The 16,958-nt window shown below is 72.0% G+C and carries 13 protein-coding genes and 1 tRNA gene; 7 read left to right on the forward strand and 7 right to left on the reverse strand.

Going from position 1 to position 16,958, the window contains the following annotated elements; translation table 11 throughout:
* Positions 1-80: 80 nt before the first annotated feature.
* The 3 genes from ACQPZK_RS26115 to argS are packed head-to-tail and all read right to left on the reverse strand — an operon-like array spanning position 81 to position 4,454.
* Entirely contained in the window at positions 81-1,391 is a 1,311-nt protein-coding gene (locus ACQPZK_RS26115) for a homoserine dehydrogenase (protein WP_433539322.1), read from the reverse strand.
* An 8-nt stretch (positions 1,392-1,399) separates the two neighbouring features.
* A complete protein-coding gene (gene lysA / locus ACQPZK_RS26120) occupies positions 1,400-2,785 on the reverse strand; it encodes a diaminopimelate decarboxylase (RefSeq protein WP_433535475.1) in 1,386 nt (461 codons plus the stop codon).
* A 1-nt stretch (position 2,786) separates the two neighbouring features.
* The gene (argS, locus tag ACQPZK_RS26125; RefSeq protein WP_433535476.1) at positions 2,787-4,454 is read right to left on the reverse strand and encodes an arginine--tRNA ligase; all 1,668 of its coding nucleotides are present in this window, start codon (positions 4,452-4,454) and stop codon (positions 2,787-2,789) included.
* A 98-nt stretch (positions 4,455-4,552) separates the two neighbouring features.
* Here argS and ACQPZK_RS26130 point away from each other — a divergent pair, with 98 nt between their 5' ends.
* The 4 genes from ACQPZK_RS26130 (at position 4,553) to ACQPZK_RS26145 (ending at position 7,563) form a co-directional block, all read left to right on the forward strand.
* Positions 4,553-5,365 carry a DUF3105 domain-containing protein gene (locus ACQPZK_RS26130; protein WP_433535477.1) on the forward strand — a complete coding sequence of 271 codons (813 nt, stop codon included), beginning with the start codon at positions 4,553-4,555 and terminating at the stop codon, positions 5,363-5,365.
* A gap of 8 nt (positions 5,366-5,373) precedes the next feature.
* A complete protein-coding gene (locus ACQPZK_RS26135; RefSeq protein ID WP_433535478.1) occupies positions 5,374-6,042 on the forward strand; it encodes a DUF305 domain-containing protein in 669 nt (222 codons plus the stop codon).
* 664 nt (positions 6,043-6,706) lie between these two features.
* The gene (locus ACQPZK_RS26140) at positions 6,707-7,399 is read left to right on the forward strand and encodes a winged helix-turn-helix domain-containing protein (protein WP_433535479.1); all 693 of its coding nucleotides are present in this window, start codon (positions 6,707-6,709) and stop codon (positions 7,397-7,399) included.
* Between the two features lie 92 nt (positions 7,400-7,491).
* Positions 7,492-7,563: transfer RNA gene (locus ACQPZK_RS26145), tRNA-Arg, on the forward strand.
* A gap of 454 nt (positions 7,564-8,017) precedes the next feature.
* On the opposite strand, the gene ACQPZK_RS26150 is transcribed toward ACQPZK_RS26145, so the two are convergent.
* The 4 genes from ACQPZK_RS26150 to ACQPZK_RS26165 all read right to left on the reverse strand — a co-directional run bounded on the left by ACQPZK_RS26150 (position 8,018) and on the right by ACQPZK_RS26165 (position 13,491).
* Positions 8,018-10,399: an ATP-binding cassette domain-containing protein gene (locus ACQPZK_RS26150; protein ID WP_433535480.1), complete on the reverse strand. Its 2,382-nt coding sequence runs from the start codon at positions 10,397-10,399 to the stop codon at positions 8,018-8,020.
* A 34-nt stretch (positions 10,400-10,433) separates the two neighbouring features.
* Positions 10,434-10,883, reverse strand: coding sequence for a helix-turn-helix transcriptional regulator (locus ACQPZK_RS26155; RefSeq protein WP_433535481.1), 450 nt, complete (start codon positions 10,881-10,883; stop codon positions 10,434-10,436).
* 103 nt (positions 10,884-10,986) lie between these two features.
* The gene (locus ACQPZK_RS26160; protein WP_433535482.1) at positions 10,987-11,946 is read right to left on the reverse strand and encodes a DNA polymerase domain-containing protein; all 960 of its coding nucleotides are present in this window, start codon (positions 11,944-11,946) and stop codon (positions 10,987-10,989) included.
* 63 nt (positions 11,947-12,009) lie between these two features.
* A complete protein-coding gene (locus tag ACQPZK_RS26165; RefSeq protein WP_433535483.1) occupies positions 12,010-13,491 on the reverse strand; it encodes an MFS transporter in 1,482 nt (493 codons plus the stop codon).
* Between the two features lie 122 nt (positions 13,492-13,613).
* Between ACQPZK_RS26165 and ACQPZK_RS26170 the strand changes: the two genes are divergently transcribed.
* The 3 genes from ACQPZK_RS26170 to ACQPZK_RS26180 all read left to right on the forward strand — a co-directional run bounded on the left by ACQPZK_RS26170 (position 13,614) and on the right by ACQPZK_RS26180 (position 16,899).
* On the forward strand, positions 13,614-14,000 hold the full coding sequence (locus ACQPZK_RS26170; protein ID WP_355052881.1) for a winged helix-turn-helix transcriptional regulator: 387 nt from the start codon (positions 13,614-13,616) through the stop codon (positions 13,998-14,000).
* Positions 14,001-14,101: 101 nt separating this feature from the next.
* Positions 14,102-14,689, forward strand: a complete 588-nt coding sequence (locus ACQPZK_RS26175) for a TetR/AcrR family transcriptional regulator (RefSeq protein ID WP_433535484.1) — start codon at positions 14,102-14,104, stop codon at positions 14,687-14,689.
* A complete protein-coding gene (locus ACQPZK_RS26180) occupies positions 14,689-16,899 on the forward strand; it encodes an MMPL family transporter (protein ID WP_433535485.1) in 2,211 nt (736 codons plus the stop codon). The genes ACQPZK_RS26175 and ACQPZK_RS26180 overlap by 1 nt, the downstream gene beginning before the upstream one ends.
* Positions 16,900-16,958: the final 59 nt, after the last annotated feature.

Here is a 16,958-nt window from a genome sequence, read left to right on the forward strand (position 1 = left end):
ACCACCCTGCCGCAGCCATCGATGGCACACCCCGGGTTACCCACCTGGCGGGACGCCCGCACCCCCGATGGTCCAACGACTCAGGCGCCGCCCTCGACCCGCAGCACACTCGTCACCGACCGGACGATGTCCAGACCGCGCAGTTCGCCGACGGTCGCGGCGAGCGCGGCGTCCGGCGCGACGTGGGTGACGATGACCAGCTCGGCGTCGCCGTCGCGGCCGGGAGGGCCACCCGCCGAGCCCTGGCGCACGGTCGCGATCGACACGTCGTGCCGGGCGAACACGCTCGCCACCGCGGCCAGCACACCCGAGCGGTCGGCCACGTCCAGGCTGACGTGGTAGCGGGTCAGCGCCTCGCCCATCGGCCGCACCGACAGGTCGGCGTACGCGCTCTCGCTGGCCGCGCGGACACCGGCGAGCCGGTTGCGGGACACCGCCACCACGTCGCCGAGCACCGCGCTGGCGGTCGGCGCGCCACCCGCGCCCCGGCCGTAGAACATGAGCTGACCAGCCGCGTCCGCCTCGACGAAGACCGCGTTGAACGCGTCGCCGACGCTGGCCAGCGGGTGGCTACGCGGGATCATCGCCGGGTGCACCCGGACGCTGACCGTCTCCTGACCGGCGGCGTCGACGCCCCGCGCCGCGATGCAGAGCAGCTTGATCGTGCACCCCATCGCCTGGGCGCTGGCCATGTCCGCGGCGGTCACCTCGGTGATGCCCTCGCGGTGCACGTCGGCGGCGCCGACCCGGGTGTGGAACGCCAGCGAGGCGAGGATGGCCGCCTTGGCCGCCGCGTCGAAGCCCTCCACGTCGGCGGTGGGGTCGGCCTCGGCGTACCCCAGCTCGGTGGCCTCCTCGAGGGCCTCGGCGAAGCCGGCGCCGGTGGCGTCCATCGCGGACAGGATGAAGTTGGTGGTGCCGTTGACGATGCCGGTGACCCGGTTGATCCGGTCGCCGTGCAGCGACTCGCGCAGCGGGCGCAGCAGCGGAATGGCCCCGGCCACGGACGCCTCGTAGTAGAGGTCCCCGCCACCCTCGGCGGCCGCCTCGTGCAGCGCGACGCCGTCCTCGGCGAGCAGCGCCTTGTTGGCGGTGACCACGCTCTTGCCGGCGCGCAGCGCCTCGACCAGCCAGCTCCGGGCCGGCTCGATCCCGCCCACCACCTCGATGACCACGTCCACGTCGTCGCGCTTGATCAGCCCGAGCGCGTCGGTGGTGAACAGGCTCTCGTCGATCGGCAGGTCACCGCGGTCACGGCCGAGCCGGCGGACGGCGATGCCGGCGATCTCCAGTGGAGCGCCGATACGGGCGGCCAGGTCGGCCGACTGCTCGTGCAGCAGCCGGACCACCTCCTGGCCGACCGTGCCACAGCCGAGCAGAGCCAAGCGCACAGGTGACGTCATCCCACATCCAATGCCAGCAGGTCCTCTTCGGTTTCCCGCCGGACGATCAGGCGCGCCTGGCCGTCGCGTACCGCGACGACCGGCGGCCGGGGCACATGGTTGTAGTTGCTGGCCATGCTCCGGCAGTACGCGCCGGTGCCGGGCACCGCGACAAGATCTCCGGGCTGCACGTCGGCGGGCAGGAATTCATCCTTCACCACGATGTCCCCGGACTCACAATGCTTTCCCACCACGCGGGCGAGCAACGGCTCCGCCGCCGAGGCGCGCGAGGCCAGGGTCGCCGAGTACGAGGCGTCGTAGAGGGCGGTACGGATGTTGTCGCTCATCCCGCCGTCCACGCTCACGTACGTTCGGATGCCGTCGAGGTCCTTGACCGTGCCGACCTCGTAGAGGGTGAACACGGCCGGCCCGACGATGGCCCGACCCGGCTCGATCGACAGGTGGGGAACGGCCAGGTTCTCCGCCGCGCACTCCGAGTCGACGATCTTGCGCAGGCGCTTGGCCAGGTCCTGCGGAGTCGCCGGGTCGTCCTGGGTGGTGTACGCGATGCCGAAGCCGCCGCCCAGGTCCAGCTCGGGCAGCTCGACCCCGCGCGCGTCGCGGATCTGCGCCTGGAGGGCGAGCACCCGCCGGGCCGACACCTCGAAACCGCTGGCGTCGAAGATCTGCGAGCCGATGTGCGAGTGCAGACCACGCAGCTCCAGCACGTCCTCGTCGAGGATCTTGAAGGCGGCGTTGGCCGCCGCCCCACCGGCGAGCGAGAAACCGAACTTCTGGTCCTCGTGGGCGGTCGCGATGAACTCGTGGGTGTGCGCCTCGACGCCGACCGTCACCCGGACCAGCACCCGGGGCCGCACGCCGCGCTCGCGGGCCAGCGCGGTGAGCCGGTCGATCTCGGTGAACGAGTCGACGATGATCCGGCCGACGCCGGCGTCCAGCGCCCGACTCAGCTCGGCCACCGACTTGTTGTTGCCGTGGAAGCCGATGCGCTCCGGCGGCATACCGGCCGACAGCGCGGTGGCCAGCTCACCACCGGTGCAGACGTCCAGGTGCAGGCCCTCCTCGGCGATCATCCGGACCACCGCCCGGCAGAGGAACGCCTTGCCCGCGTAGTAGACGTCCTCGGTCGGGAAGGCCGCCCGGAAGTCGCGGCAGCGCGAGCGCAGGTCGGCCTCGTCGAGGACGTACACCGGGGTGCCGAACTCGGCCGCGATGTCGCGGACGCTCAGGCCCGCGACGGTGACCGCGCCGTCCTCGCCGCGCGCCACGCTGCGCGGCCACAGCGTCGGCAGCAGGGCGTTGACGTCCTCGGGGGTACGCAGCCAGGCTGGACCCCGGGCGCTGATGTCCGCGTGCAGCGCGCCAGCCTCGTGAGCCCGCATGTCACATCCTCTCGGGAGCGGAGACGCCGAGCAGGTGCAGACCGTTGGCGATCACCGTGCGGGTGGCGTTGTTGAGCCAGAGCCGGGCGCGGTGCAGGTCGGTGACCTCCTCGTCGCCCAACGGCAGCACCCGGCAGTTGTCGTAGAACCGGTGGTAGGAGGCGGCGACGCTCTCCTCCAGGTAGCGGGCCACCCGGTGCGGCTCGCGCAGCTCCGCGGCCGTGGCCACCACCGCCGGGAACTCGGCGAGCGCCTTGAGCAGCTCGTTCTCCTTCTCGTGGTCGAGCAGCTCGGGGCGGAACGCGTCGGCGTCGCCCGGGACCAGGCCCACCTCGGCGGCGTTGCGGGCCACGCCGGCCGTCCGGGCGGCCACGTACTGCACGTAGTAGACCGGGTTGTCGCGGGTCGCCCGCGTCCACAGCTCGATGTCGATGTCGATCGGCGAGTCGCTGGAGTAGCGGGCCAGCGCGTACCGGGAGGCGTCCACGCCGATCGCCTCGACCAGGTCCTCCAGGGTGATCACGGTGCCGGCCCGCTTGCTCATCCGCATCGGAGCGCCGTCCCGCAGCAGGTTGACCAGCTGCCCGATGAGGATCTCCAGATTGCGCTCCGGGTCGTCGCCGAAGCAGGCCGCCATCGCCTTCATCCGGCCGATGTAGCCGTGGTGGTCGGCGCCCAGCATGATCACGACCCGCTCGAAGCCGCGCTCGCGCTTGTCCAGGTAGTAGGCGCAGTCCGCGGCGAAATACGTCCACTCGCCGTTGGACTTGCGCAGCACCCGGTCCTTGTCGTCACCGAAGTCGGTGGTCCGCAGCCAGGTGGCGCCCTCGGACTCGTACAGGTGGCCCTGCTCGCGCAGGCGCGCCAGCGCTAGGTCCAGCTCGCCCCGGTCGTGCAGGTCCTTCTCGTTGAAGTAGGTGTCGAACTCCACGCCGAAGTCCCGCAGCGACGAACGGATCTCGTCGAACATCAGGGCGACGCCCTCGACGCGGAACACCTCCTGGGCGGCGGCGTCGTCCAGGCCGAGCACGTCGGGCCGGCGGGCCTGCACCTCGGTGGCGATCTCGGCGATGTACGCGCCGCCGTAGCCGTCCTCCGGCACGGCCTCGCCCTTCGCGGCGGCCAGCAGCGACCGGGCGAACCGGTCGATCTGCGAGCCGGCGTCGTTGAAGTAGTACTCCGTGCCGACGTCCGCGCCGGTGGCCCGCAGCAGCCGGCTCAGCGCGTCGCCGACGGCCGCCCAGCGGACCCCGCCGATGTGCACGGGGCCGGTGGGGTTGGCCGACACGAACTCCAGATTGATCTTCTCGCCCGTGAGCCGGTCGCTGCGGCCGTACTCCCCGCCGGCCTCGACGATCACCCGGGCGAGCTGGCCGGCGGCGGCGGCGTCCAGCCGGATGTTGAGAAAGCCCGGCCCGGCGATCTCCACCGACTTGATCCCGGGCGCCCGACCGAGCTCGTCGGCCAGGGCGCTGGCCAGCTCCCGCGGCGGTACGCCCACCTTCTTGCTCAACTGCAGAGCGAGCGTGGAGGCGTAGTCGCCGTGCTCGGGGTTGCGCGGTCGCTCCACCACCGTGCGCTCCGGCAGCGCGGCGTGATCCAGGCCACGGTCGGTGAAGACGGCGTGGGCGGCGGTGAGGACGACCGAGGCTAGTTCTGCAGGAGTCACCCAACCATGTTATCGGGGGTAGACTCGGGCACTCGGCGGCTACCCTGCGCGTCAACCGGCCCGCCATCTCCCCTGACCGACCGACTTGACGAGGCACGATGAGCATCAGCACCCCGGGTGGCCCAGAGCGCCGCCCGACCGTGGTCAGCACCGGCAAGAAGCCGGCCGCAGGCCGGCCGGCGTCTGGCGCCAAGGCCGGTACCGGCAAACCGGCGGGCAAGCCGGGAGGCACCCCGCGGGCAGGTGGCAAGGGCCCCCGCAAGCCGGTCGCACCGGTCAAGGTGAGCCAGGGCCGCGCCTGGGGTCCGATCGCGCTCTTCGTCGCCGTGGGCGTGCTCGCGGCCGGCATCATCGGCTACGGCGCCTGGGCGGCGTTCCAGGGCTCCAAGCCGTGGGACAAGCGGGCCAACGCCATCGACGGCATCACCAACATCCGCAAGTCCGACCCGGACAGCCTCAAGTACGAGGCGCACAAGGCCGGCCCGCTGACCTACAAGTACTCGCCGCCCGTTGGTGGCGTGCACAACGCCGCCTGGCAGAACTGCATGGGCGACGTGTACGACGCCCCGATCGCCAGCGAGCACGCGGTGCACAGCCTCGAGCACGGCGCGGTGTGGATCACGTACCGCCCCGACCTGCCCAAGGACCAGGTCGAGAAGCTCGCCGGCAAGGTGCGTGGCGTCGAGAAGATGCTGATGAGCCCGTACGAGGGCCTGGACAAGCCCATCTCGCTCCAGGCGTGGGGCTACCAGCTCAAGGTCGACAACGCCGACGACAAGCGGATCGACGACTTCATCAAGGACCTGCGGGTGAACGCCTCGGTCGAGGGCCCCACGGCGCTGTGCAACCAGGGCGTCACCGCCACCGGCACCACGCCGCGTGAGCTCCAGCAGCAGCCGCCCACCCAGTAAGGACGTCGATGACAGCCCCCACCACCACCGACAGCGAGTACGACGAGGCCGAGGTCGTCCCGGAAGAGGACGGCCGGGCGCCGGCACGGCGCTACGGGCTGCTCGCGTTGACCGCCCTGCTGGTGGTGGGGCTGTTGCTCGGGTACGCCGGCGGTCTGCTCACCCCCCGGCTCACCCGTCCCGGTGACGCCTCGGTCGAGGCGGGCTTCGCCCGGGACATGACGACCCACCACACCCAGGCCGTGGAGATGAGCCTGATCGCGTACCGGTCGGCGACGCTGCCCGAGGTCCGGCAGATCGCCGTCGACATCGCCACCGGCCAGCAGGGCGAGATCGGCGCCATGCAGACCTGGCTGCGCGAGTGGGGGTTGAGCCCGACCGGCTCGCAGCCGCCGATGTCGTGGATGTCCGACGGCGCCACCGTCAAGGACGGACTGATGCCGGGCATGGCCACACCGCAGCAGATGGCCGCCCTGCGCGACGCCAAGGGCATCGAGGTCGACCGGCAGTTCCTGACCCTCATGTACAACCACCACCTGGGCGGGATCCACATGATCGACACGGCGCTCGCCGAGACCCACAACGCCGAGGTGGTACGCGTGGCCGAGACCATGAAGGCCACCCAGCAGTCCGAGCTGAACAACCTCCGGCAGCTCCAGGCGCAGGCCAAGGGCTGATCCACTCCACGGGCACACCGGGCCCGCGTCACCGCAGCACGCAGGCGGGACGCGGGCCCGACCCATCTCCGGCCGCCGCCTCAGGCACGCCAGTCTGCGCTGAGGCCTTGCGAGACCCGGCGGGCCCGCAGCGCGGGCAGGGCGCGGGGCGCGGGCGGGGCGGGGCGGGGCGCTGCACGGCAGGGCGGGCGAGGCGCTGCACGGCAGGGCGGGGCGGGGCGCTGCACGGCAGGGCGGGGCGGGGCGCGGGCGGGGCGCTTGCGCGGGCGGGGCGGGGCGCAGGCGCGGCGCGGTCTCGATGATCGACTCGGGTTCATGCAAGGCGGGCCGTCCGCGTGGCCGGGACACCCCGGCCTGCAAGAATCCGAGTCGATCAAGGCACCCCACACCGCCTGGATGCCCGTGATCGACACGAGATCGGCGATGTGGCGGTGTCCAGGCGTGCGGATGCCGCCACATCGGCGACCTGGCGACGGACCAGATCAGATCGACACCGATCTGCGCTTCCCGACGGGTCTGTGGGACAGCCCGAGGGCCAGTGCGCCCTATAGATGCCAACTCGTTCACTTATGGGCGTTTTGCGTTGGACAGGCGATTACATCGCTTAGAGAGTTTTCTCCACACATATCGTGACCAGTTGTGATTCGGGCTCGTTGCCCAAGACGTGGGGGTTGCACTCAGAGACGCACGGCGCTCGGTCACCAGTTGGTGCCGACGCCACACCATCGGCGGTGACGGGGCGGTGGCAGCCGTCCGTCGCGGACAGCGGCAGGGCGAGCCGGGATTGCTCAGCCGCGAGCAGGAACTCGAACTGATCGACACACTCCGGGGCGTCCACCCCGACGAGTTCGGCCTGGACGAGGAGCTGTGGACGCGGCAGAGCCTCACCGCGCTCATCCAGCGCCGGTTCGACCTTCCGCTGGACGTGGGCGCCGTCGGGGCGTACCTCCGGGCCTGGGGGTTGGGTCCGCGCGAGCCGCGCGAGCGGGCCTGCGGGCTCTGCGTCAGCGCGGTCGAACGGTGGGTACGCAGCGAGTACCCGGCGATCACCCGGACGGCCCAGGAGCACCTGGCCGAGGTCTACTGGATCGGGCGGGTACGACTGCGTGGCACGATGCCGGCCGCCGACGTGATCTCCGCCGTGTCGTCCCGGGGCCGGGTGCGCTTCATGATCACGACGCCGACCGTCGACCCGCCGCTCCCCCGCGACTTCGTACTGCGACTCAGCGGCGAGGAACAGCGCACCGTGCACCTGATCGTGGACGGGTCCTGGCCCCGCAACGAGTGGCCGCGCCGCCTGCCCCGGCGGATCGTCCTGCACCCGCTGCCCAGTTGCGGGCGGGCGGCCGCGGCCTGAGTGTCGGGTGGGCCGGTCGCCGACACGATCGGCCCACCCGATACCGATTCGGCGTACGCGCGGGAGGTTTGCTAGTCTTCTCCAGTCGCTGAGCCCCCGTAGCTCAGGGGATAGAGCACCGCCCTCCGGAGGCGGGGGCGCAGGTTCGAATCCTGCCGGGGGCACAAGCTTTCGCGCTCCATGTCCGCTGAGAAGCGCGGACCTGGGGCGCTTGTCATTTTGCCCCGGGGCCGAGCCCCGGACCCCACGCCCCTTGCCGCCGGCTCGCGTCGAACCGTGCCGGGCCGTACCACCCGGAACCCCCACGCACCCACGCCGCTCGCGTCGAACCGTGCCGGGACGCACCCCACGCGCCCACGCGGCTCGCGTCGAACCGTGCCGGGCCGCACCACCCCGAACCCCACGCGCCCACGCGCCTCGCGTCGAGGCCCTTTGCTCCGCGATCTTGCAGTTTCGGTTGTCGTTGTGGGCGGGATGCGCCCTTATGTCGCGACAGAAAGTGCAAGATCGCGGAGCCCGGAGCCCGGAGCCCGAGGGCCCGAGGGCCCGGGGGGGCCCGGGGGGGGGCCCGGGGGCCCGAGGGCCCGAGGGTCCGGGGGCCCGAGGGCTCGGGAGGGCTCAGGCTTTGACGTACTCCGCCAGGTGTTCGCCGGTGAGGGTGTTGCGGGCGGCTACCAGGTCGGCCGGGGTGCCTTCGAAGACGATCTGGCCGCCGTCGTGGCCGGCGCCGGGGCCGAGGTCGATGATCCAGTCGGCGTGCGCCATGACCGCCTGGTGGTGCTCGACGACGATGACCGACGTGCCGGAGTCGACGAGTCGGTCCAGCAGGCCGAGCAGTTGCTCGACGTCGGCGAGGTGCAGGCCGGTGGTCGGCTCGTCGAGGACGTAGATGCCACCCTTCTCGGCCATGCGGGTGGCCAGCTTCAGCCGCTGCCGCTCGCCGCCGGACAGGGTGGTCAGCGGCTGGCCGAGGCTGAGATAGCCGAGCCCGACGTCGACGAGCCGGTCGAGGATGGCGTGCGCGGCCGGCGTACGCGCCTCGCCCGTGCCGAAGAACGCCTCCGCCTCGGTCACCGACATGGCGAGCACCTCGCTGATGTCCCGGCCGCCGAAGCGGTATTCCAGTACCGACGCCTGGAACCGCCGGCCCTCGCACTCCTCGCAGGTGGCGGCCACGCCGGCCATCATCCCCAGGTCGGTGTAGATGACACCGGCGCCGTTGCAGCCGGGGCAGGCGCCCTCGGAGTTGGCGCTGAACAGCGCGGGCTTCACACCGTTGGCCTTCGCGAACGCCTTGCGGATCGGCTCCAGCAGACCCGTGTACGTCGCGGGGTTGCTCCGTCGGGAGCCGCGGATGGCGCTCTGGTCGACCGACACCACACCGTCGGTGCTGGACACCGAGCCGTGGATGAGCGAGCTCTTGCCCGAACCGGCCACGCCGGTCACCACCACGAGCACGCCGAGCGGGATGTCGACGTCGACGTCGCGCAGGTTGTGGGTGTTCGCGCCCCGCACGGCGAGCGCGCCGGACGGCGTACGCACCGACGACTTCAGCGCGGCCCGGTCGTCGAGGTGCCGTCCGGTCAGGGTGTCGCTGGCGCGCAGCCCGTCGACGGTGCCCTCGAACACCACCTCACCACCGGCGGTGCCGGCGCCCGGACCGAGGTCGACGACGTGGTCGGCGATGGCGATGGCCTCCGGCTTGTGCTCCACGACAAGGACGGTGTTGCCCTTGTCGCGCAGGCGCAGCAGCAGGCCGTTCATGCGGGCGATGTCGTGCGGGTGCAGCCCGATCGTCGGTTCGTCGAAGACGTACGTGACGTCGGTGAGTGACGACCCGAGGTGGCGGATCATCTTGGTGCGCTGCGCCTCGCCGCCGGAGAGCGTGCCCGACGGCCGGTCGAGCGACAGGTAGCCCAGCCCGATCTCCTCGAAGGAGTCGAGGAGGTGTTGCAACCCGCTGAGCAGCGGCGCGACCGACGGCTCCTCGATGCCCCGGACCCAGGCCGCGAGGTCGCTGATCTGCATGGCGCAGACGTCGGCGATGTTCTTGCCGGCGATCTTCGACGACCGGGCCTCGGCGCTGAGCCGGGTGCCGTCGCAGTCGGGGCAGGTCGTAAACGTGACCGCCCGGTCCACGAAGGCACGGATGTGCGGCTGCAACGTGTCGATGTCCTTGGAGAGGAACGACTTCTGGATCTGCGGGATCAGGCCCGAGTACGTCAGGTTGATGCCCTCAACCTTGATCTTGGTCGGTTCCCGGTGGAGCAGGTCCTGCAACTCCCGCTTCGTGTACTTGCTGATCGGCTTGTCCGGGTCGAAGTAGCCGCAGCCCCGGAAGATCCGGCCGTACCAGCCCTCCATGCTGTAACCGGGGATGGTGATCGCGCCCTCGTTGAGCGACTTGCTGTCGTCGTACAGCGCGGACAGGTCGAAGTCGGTGACCGCGCCCATGCCCTCGCAGCGCGGGCACATGCCGCCCAGGCGGTTGAAGGTCGCCTTCTCGGTCTTCGTCCTGCCCGCGCCGCGCTCCACGGTGATCGCGCCACTCGCCCGGACCGACGGGACGTTGAAGGAGAAGGCGTTCGGCGAGCCGATGTGCGGCTGCCCGAGCCGGCTGAACAGGATGCGCAGCATCGCGTTGGCGTCGGTGGCGGTGCCGACGGTGGAGCGGGCGTTGGCGCCCATCCGCTCCTGGTCGACGATGATCGCGGTGGTCAGGCCGGCCAGCACGTCGACCTCGGGCCGGGTCAGCGTCGGCATGAAGCCCTGGAGGAAGGCGCTGTAGGTCTCGTTGATCATCCGCTGCGACTCGGCGGCGATGGTGCCGAGCACCAGCGAGCTCTTGCCCGAACCGGAGACCCCGGTGAACACCGTGAGGCGACGCTTCGGCAGCTCGACCGTGACGTCCTTGAGGTTGTTGACGCGAGCGCCCTGCACCCGGATCAGGTCGTGGCGGTCGGCGACGTGTGCCGCGGGCAAGTCCGTGGCCTTGCTCATCGTCTCTCCATCTGCTCGGGTGGGCGGGCCCCGGTCACGCTACGGGTGGCGGCGTGACCTGCGCTTCTCGATTCCTGATGGGTCTGGTGACCTGCTTCGCCGTACAGGATGGCAGGCCGACCGTCGACAGCGCCGCCTCCCGCCGGTAGGTGCTGGGCGGCATACCGACCAGTTCGGTGAAGCGGGTGCTGAAGGTGCCGAGCGACGAGCAGCCGACCGCGAAACATACCTCGGTGACGCTCAGGTCGCCACGACGCAGCAGCGCCATGGCGCGCTCCACGCGCCGGGTCATGAGATAGCTGTACGGGGATTCGCCGTAGGCGAGCCGGAACTCCCGGCTCAGGCGCCCGGCCGACATGTGCACGCCCCGGGCGAGCGCCTCGACGTCCAGCGGCTGCGCGTACTCCCGGTCGATGCGGTCGCGGACGCGACGCAGCCGCGCGAGGTCGCTGAGGCGCTGGCTCTCCGTGGATCGGCTGGTCACCCGGAAAATCGTGCCACAGAACCCCGACAACAAAGGCCCGCCGGACGGCCGAGCCGGACCCGAGCCGCGTGGCGGCTGGTGGGGGCGGTCGTCGGGGCGTACCTCAGGTGGTTTCGCGGCGGGCGCGGGCCCGGCGCTTGCCCTCGTGCATGGCCTGCACGCGGGCGACCGGGATGGTGCGGCCCTCGGTGACCAGGTCGGCGGGGATCTGCTGGGGTTCCGGCAGCAGCGCGACCCACGGGTCGGTCCCGGCGAGCAGGGCCGGAACCGTACGGATGGTGAAGTCCGCCGGGCGCACCTCGGTCAGGTCGGCCCAGTCGACCGGGAAGGACACCGGCATCCCCGGCCGCAGTCGCGGGCTGTACGCGGCCACGACCGTCGCCCCGCCCGAGCGCGTGGCGTCGACGAAGACCTTCCCGCCCCGGTCCTCGCGGATGTACGCCGTGGTGGCGAGCGCCGGGTCGAGCCGTTCGGCGCGGACGGCGAGCGCCCTGGTGGCGGCGGCCAGCTCCTCGGCGGTGGCGTCGCCAGTGACCGGGACGAAGACGTGCACGCCCTTGGCGCCGCTGGTCTTGACCGCTCCGACCAGACCGGCGTCGGCGAGCGCCTGGCGGACCAGCAGGGCCGCGTCGACCGCCGCGCGGAACCTGTCGCCCTCGGGCGGGTCCAGATCGAGCACCAGATGGGTCGGTCGGTGCAGGTCGGCGGCCGTGGCCAGGGTCGGGTGGTACTCGACCGCCCGCTGGTTGGCGAACCAGAGCAGGGTGCGGCGGTCGTCGCAGAGGGCGTACGAGATCTCCCGGTGCGACGCCTCGGCCCACACCGGCGTGCGGCGTACCCAGTCCGGGGTGTAGCGGGGCAGGTTCTTCTGCATGAACGGCGGCTGGCCGGGGCGGACCCGGATCACCGAGAGCGGCCGGTCGCGGAGCTCCCCGAGGATCGGCTCCCGGACCGCGTCGAGGTAGTCGACGAGGTCGCGCTTGGTCGCGTCGTCACGGTCGGACAGCGGCTGGTCCAGGTTGGTCAGGGCCACACCGTCGCGGGTCTCGTCAGCCTCACTCACCCGATCACCCTCGCGGCCTCGGCGTCCTCGGTCAACCGGACGCGGCGGTTCGACCCCGAACGATCACCCCCGCGCCGCGGACCGTGCGTCGCCGTCGAGCGACCCGCCGGCGTCGAGCGGTTCGCCGGCAGCCGCCGACCCGCCGGCCGGCCGACGTGGCAGCGTGCCGAGCGCCACCAGCAGCGCGGCGAGCACCAGGGCGGCGGCCACGACGAACGCGACCCGGTAGCCGCCGGCCAGCGCGACCGGCTCGGCCTGACCGGCGGCACGCAGGCCGTCGCTGCGGGCCGCCGCCAGGGTCGCCAGCGCCGCCAGGCCGACCGCTCCCCCGACCTGCTGCGTCGTGTTGGCCAGACCGGAGGCGAGCCCGGCGTCGGCGTCGGTCGCGCCGGCCATCGCCAGCGTGGTGACCGCCGGCAGGGTCAGGCCGCCGGCCACCCCAAAGATCAACATCGCCGGGAGTACGTCGGCGACGTAGCCACCGTCGGCGGACAGCCGGGCGAGCAGCAGGAAGCCGACGACTGCCAGAGCGAGCCCGGTCACCAGCACGGTTCGGGCACTCCAGCGGGCGATCAACCGGCCCGCCAGGCCGAGCGACACCACCGCGATCACCACCGGGGTGGGCAGGAACGCCCAGCCGGTCGCCGCCGCGTCCAGCCCGAGCACCAGTTGCAGCTCCACGGCGAGCAGGAACTGGAAGCCGAAGAACGCGGCCACCATGAGGAACTGCACGGCGTTCGCCGCGAGCAGGCCGGGTACGCGCAACAGCCGGGGCGGCAGCAGCGGGGTGGACGCCACGCGCTGGCGTACCGCGAAGCCACCGAGCAGCAGCACGGCGAGCGCCACCGCGCCGAGCGTGCGCGGGCTGGTCCAGCCGTGCTCACCCGTACCCACGATGCCCAGCACGGCCGCCATCAGGCCGGCGGTGGCGAGCAGCGCGCCCGGCACGTCGAGGCCGGCCCGCAGACCGATGCCCCGCTCGGCGGGGAGCCGGCGGACGGCGGCGAGCAGGATCGCCGCCCCGATCGGGAGGTTCACCAGGAAGATCGAGCGCCAGCCGGCCAGCTCGGTCAGCACTCCCCCGGCCACCGTGCCGACGGACGCCCCGGCCGCTCCGGTGAAGCTGTAGACGGCGATGGCGCGGGCCCGCTCGGCCGGCTCGGGGTAGAGCCGGACGATCATGCCGAGGCTGACCGCCATGGCCAGCGCCCCGCCGACGCCCTGGCCGAACCGCGCGCCGACGAGCAGGGCCGGCCCGCCGGCCGTCGCGCAGGCCGCGGAGGCCACGGTGAACAGCACGACGCCGGCCAGGAAGACCCGGCGTCGGCCGAGCAGGTCGCCGAGACGCCCGGCGAGCAGCAGCAGCCCGCCGAACGCCACCAGGTAGGCGTTGACCACCCAGGCCAGGCCGGCGGCCGTGAAGCCCAGGTCGCGTTGCACGGCGGGTAGGGCCACCGACACGACACTGCCATCCAGAATGATCATCAGGCTGCCGGCGCAGAGCACCAGCAGCGCCGGCCAGCGGGACGGGGTGACTCGGTCCACGGAACCCTCCTTGGTGCACGGTTTGTTACCGACGCCATCGTCTGTGACCATGGGCGGGAGCGGAAGGAGGCACTGTTGTGTCCCAGAGGAACAGCGATGTGTCCGCCCTGGTGGAGGCCGAGCTGACCTGCTCGCCCGGGAACGTGCCCTTCACTCCGGGACAGGCCCGGGCGTGCACCGTCCGCGAGGTGCTCGACCGGGTCGGCGGCAAGTGGAGCATCGGCATCCTGGTGGCGGCCTCGCACGGCCCGGTGCGCTTCACCGAGCTGGAGCGGCACATCGAGGGCATCAGCCGCCGGATGCTCACGCTGACCCTGCGCAACCTGGAACGCGACGGCCTGCTGCATCGCACCGTCTATCCGACCGTGCCACCCAAGGTCGAGTACGTGGCCACTCCGATGGCCCTGGAGCTGTACGAGTCGCTGGTGGCCCTCACGAGCTGGGCCGAGCGCCACCGTCGGGCCATCGCCGAGGCGCGTACCAGGTACGACGCGGAGCACGCGGACTGAAACAGAAAACGGGTGTGGGGAACGCCACCCGGTTCGTCTGACCGATCGGTCAGGGTCTGACCGATCGGTCAGGCATGCTGGTTCACGGAGGTGGACCGGTGATGGCCAGAGCGGTGTCCGAGACGCACGGCGAGATCCTCGCCGCGGCGGCGCGACGGTTCGCGGTGACCGGCTACCGGGGCACCTCGTTGCAGGACATCGCCCGTGAGGTCGGCTGCTCCAAGGCCACCGTGCTGTACCACTTCGCCAACAAGGAAGCGTTGCTCGCCGAGCTGATGGCACCGGCCATCACGGTGCTCACCGACCTCGACGACCAGCTCAGCGGGTTGACCGGCGCGGCCGCGCAGGAGGTCGCCGCAGTCGGCTTCGTCGACCTCGCGGTCCGGTTCCGGCGGGAGATCGCCGTCCTGCGCGGCGAGTTCCCGGAGCTGCTGTGCCAGCCGGCCTTCGCCCACATCCAGCAGATCTCCGAACGGCTCCGCGACGCGCTGGCCGGCCACTCCGACCGCCCGGGCGCCCGGATCGCCGCGCTGGTGCTGCTGGCCGGCATCTCCGAGGCCTGCGCCGAGTTCGTCGACGTACCCGACGACGAACTGCGTCCCGCCCTGCTCACCCTCGTCCGGCGGGCCGTCGAACCCGTCGGGACACCCCTGCCCCAACCACCCACGACCGAGGACAAGGACTCCTGATGGCCACCCTGCTCTACCGGCTCGGCCGGGGCGCGTTGCGCCGGCGACGGCTCGTCGTCGCGCTCTGGCTCGTCGTACTCGTCGGCGCCGGTCTGGCCGCGGCGACCCTGCGCGGCCCGACGGCGAGCAACTTCACCATGCCCGGAACCGAGAGCCAGCGCGCGCTCGACCTGCTCGCCGAGCAGTTCCCCGCGGCCAGCGGCGCCACGGGCACGATCACGCTCAAGGCGCCGGGGGACGGCCAACTGGCCAGCCCGGAGGGCCAGGCCGTGGTGCAGGAACTGGTCCAGCAGGCCGGGACGCTGCCCGGCGTCGTCGGCGCGGTCAACCCGCTCCAGGTCGGCGCCGTCTCGCCCAACGGGCGGTACGCGCTGGTCCAGGTCCAGTTCGCCACCGGGGCGGACGAGGTGACCGACGAGCAGAAGACCGCGTACGAGGAGGTCGGCGCGGCAGCCAAGGCGAAGGGCTGGCAGGTCGCCCCGGGCGGTGAGGTGCTGGGCGGGGAGCCGGAGGTCGGCTCTACCGAGGCGCTCGGCGTCCTGGTCGCCGCGATCGTTCTGATCATCACGTTCGGCTCGCTGGTGGCCGCCGGAATGACCATGCTCAACGCGCTGATCGGCGTGGGCGTCGGCATGGCCGGTCTGTTCGCGCTGAGCGGCGTCATCGAGTTGACCAGCACGGCGCCGATCCTCGCGCTGATGCTCGGCCTCGCCGTGGGCATCGACTACTCGCTGTTCATCACCTCCCGGCACCGGCAGAACCTGCTCGATGGCCTGCCGCCGGACGAGGCGGTCGGCCGGGCCGTGGGCACCGCCGGCTCCGCCGTCGTCTTCGCGGGCGCCACCGTCGTCATCGCGCTCGCCGGGCTGGCCGTGGTGGACATCCCGTTCCTCACCGTGATGGGTCTCGCCGCCGCCGGCACCGTCACCGTGGCCGTCCTCGTCGCCATCACCCTCCAGCCGGCGCTGCTCGGCTTCGCCGGTCGCCGGGTGCTCCCCCGCCGGCTGCGGGCGCTCGCCAACGACGGCACGCCGAACGCCGACGCAGACGTCGACCGGCCTGCCCCGACCGAGGACCGGTCCGCGTTCGGCTTCCGCTGGGCCCGGTTCATCACCCGTTTCCGCGTACCCGTCATCCTGGTCGGGCTGCTCGGCCTCGGGCTGCTCGCGCTGCCCACGCCGGACATGCGGCTGGCGTTGCCGGGCGCGGCGACGGCCGCCGTCGGCTCTCCCGCCCGGGTGGCGAACGACCTGACCGTCGAGGGCTTCGGTCCGGGCTTCACCGGCCGGCTCGCGGTGGTCGTCGCCGGCGACGACGCCCAGGCGACCGGGGCCGCCGTGCCGCAGGTCACCGCGCTGCTGCAACGCACCGAGAACGTCCTCGCGGTGGCGCCGCCGCAGCTCAGCCCCGACGGTCGGACGGCGCTGCTGGGTGTGGTACCCAAGACCGGCCCGACCGACGAGGCCACCGAGACGCTGGTGCACGACATCCGCGACTCGGTGAGCGGCATCCAAGGCGCGGACGTGCTGCTCACCGGCGTCACCGCGATCGGCATCGACGTCTCCGAGAAGCTCTCCGACGCGCTGCCGGTCTACCTGCTGCTGGTGGTCGGGCTGTCGGTCCTGCTGCTGATGCTGGTGTTCCGTTCCCTGCTGGTGCCGATCAAGGCCGCGCTGGGCTTCCTGCTCACCGTCGCCGCCACGTTCGGCATCACGGTGGCGGTGTTCCAGCAGGGGCACCTCGCCGACCTGGTCGGCCTGGACACGCCCGGCCCGCTGATCAGCTTCCTGCCGATCCTGCTCATCGGCATCCTGTTCGGGCTCGCCATGGACTACGAGGTGTTCCTGGTGTCCCGGATGCGGGAAGACTTCGTGCACGGTGAGAGCGCCCGGGAGGCCACGATCAGCGGCATGGGGCACGGCGCCCGGGTGGTGACCGCCGCCGCGCTGATCATGATGTCGGTGTTCGGGGGCTTCGTCTTCCTCGACGACCCGGTGATCAAGTCGATGGGCTTCGCGCTCGCCATCGGCGTGGCGATCGACGCCTTCGTGGTCCGCATGACCATCGTGCCGGCCGTGATGTCCCTGCTCGGTGACCGCGCCTGGTGGCTGCCCCGCTGGCTGTCCCGCGCCCTGCCGAACGTCGACATCGAGGGCGAAGGCCTGCGCGACCACCTGACGACCCAGACCCAGACCCCGACCCGCGTCTGACCGTCCCGACCACCGACGAAGGTGCGGTGCCCGACCCGGGCACCGCACCTTTCTTGGTA

The organism is Micromonospora sp. CA-249363, from assembly GCF_050950185.1.
GTDB lineage: Bacteria > Actinomycetota > Actinomycetes > Mycobacteriales > Micromonosporaceae > Micromonospora.

Excerpts from the sequence above, each read along its gene's own strand:
- lysA (WP_433535475.1), bottom strand. The coding sequence starts at position 2,785 with ATGCGGGCTCACGAGGCTGGCGCGCTGCACGCGGACATCAGCGCCCGG.
- ACQPZK_RS26135 (WP_433535478.1), top strand. The coding sequence starts at position 5,374 with ATGACAGCCCCCACCACCACCGACAGCGAGTACGACGAGGCCGAGGTC.
- ACQPZK_RS26150 (WP_433535480.1), bottom strand. The coding sequence starts at position 10,399 with ATGAGCAAGGCCACGGACTTGCCCGCGGCACACGTCGCCGACCGCCAC.
- ACQPZK_RS26180 (WP_433535485.1), top strand. The coding sequence starts at position 14,689 with ATGGCCACCCTGCTCTACCGGCTCGGCCGGGGCGCGTTGCGCCGGCGA.
- ACQPZK_RS26130 (WP_433535477.1), top strand. The coding sequence starts at position 4,553 with ATGAGCATCAGCACCCCGGGTGGCCCAGAGCGCCGCCCGACCGTGGTC.
- ACQPZK_RS26175 (WP_433535484.1), top strand. The coding sequence starts at position 14,102 with ATGGCCAGAGCGGTGTCCGAGACGCACGGCGAGATCCTCGCCGCGGCG.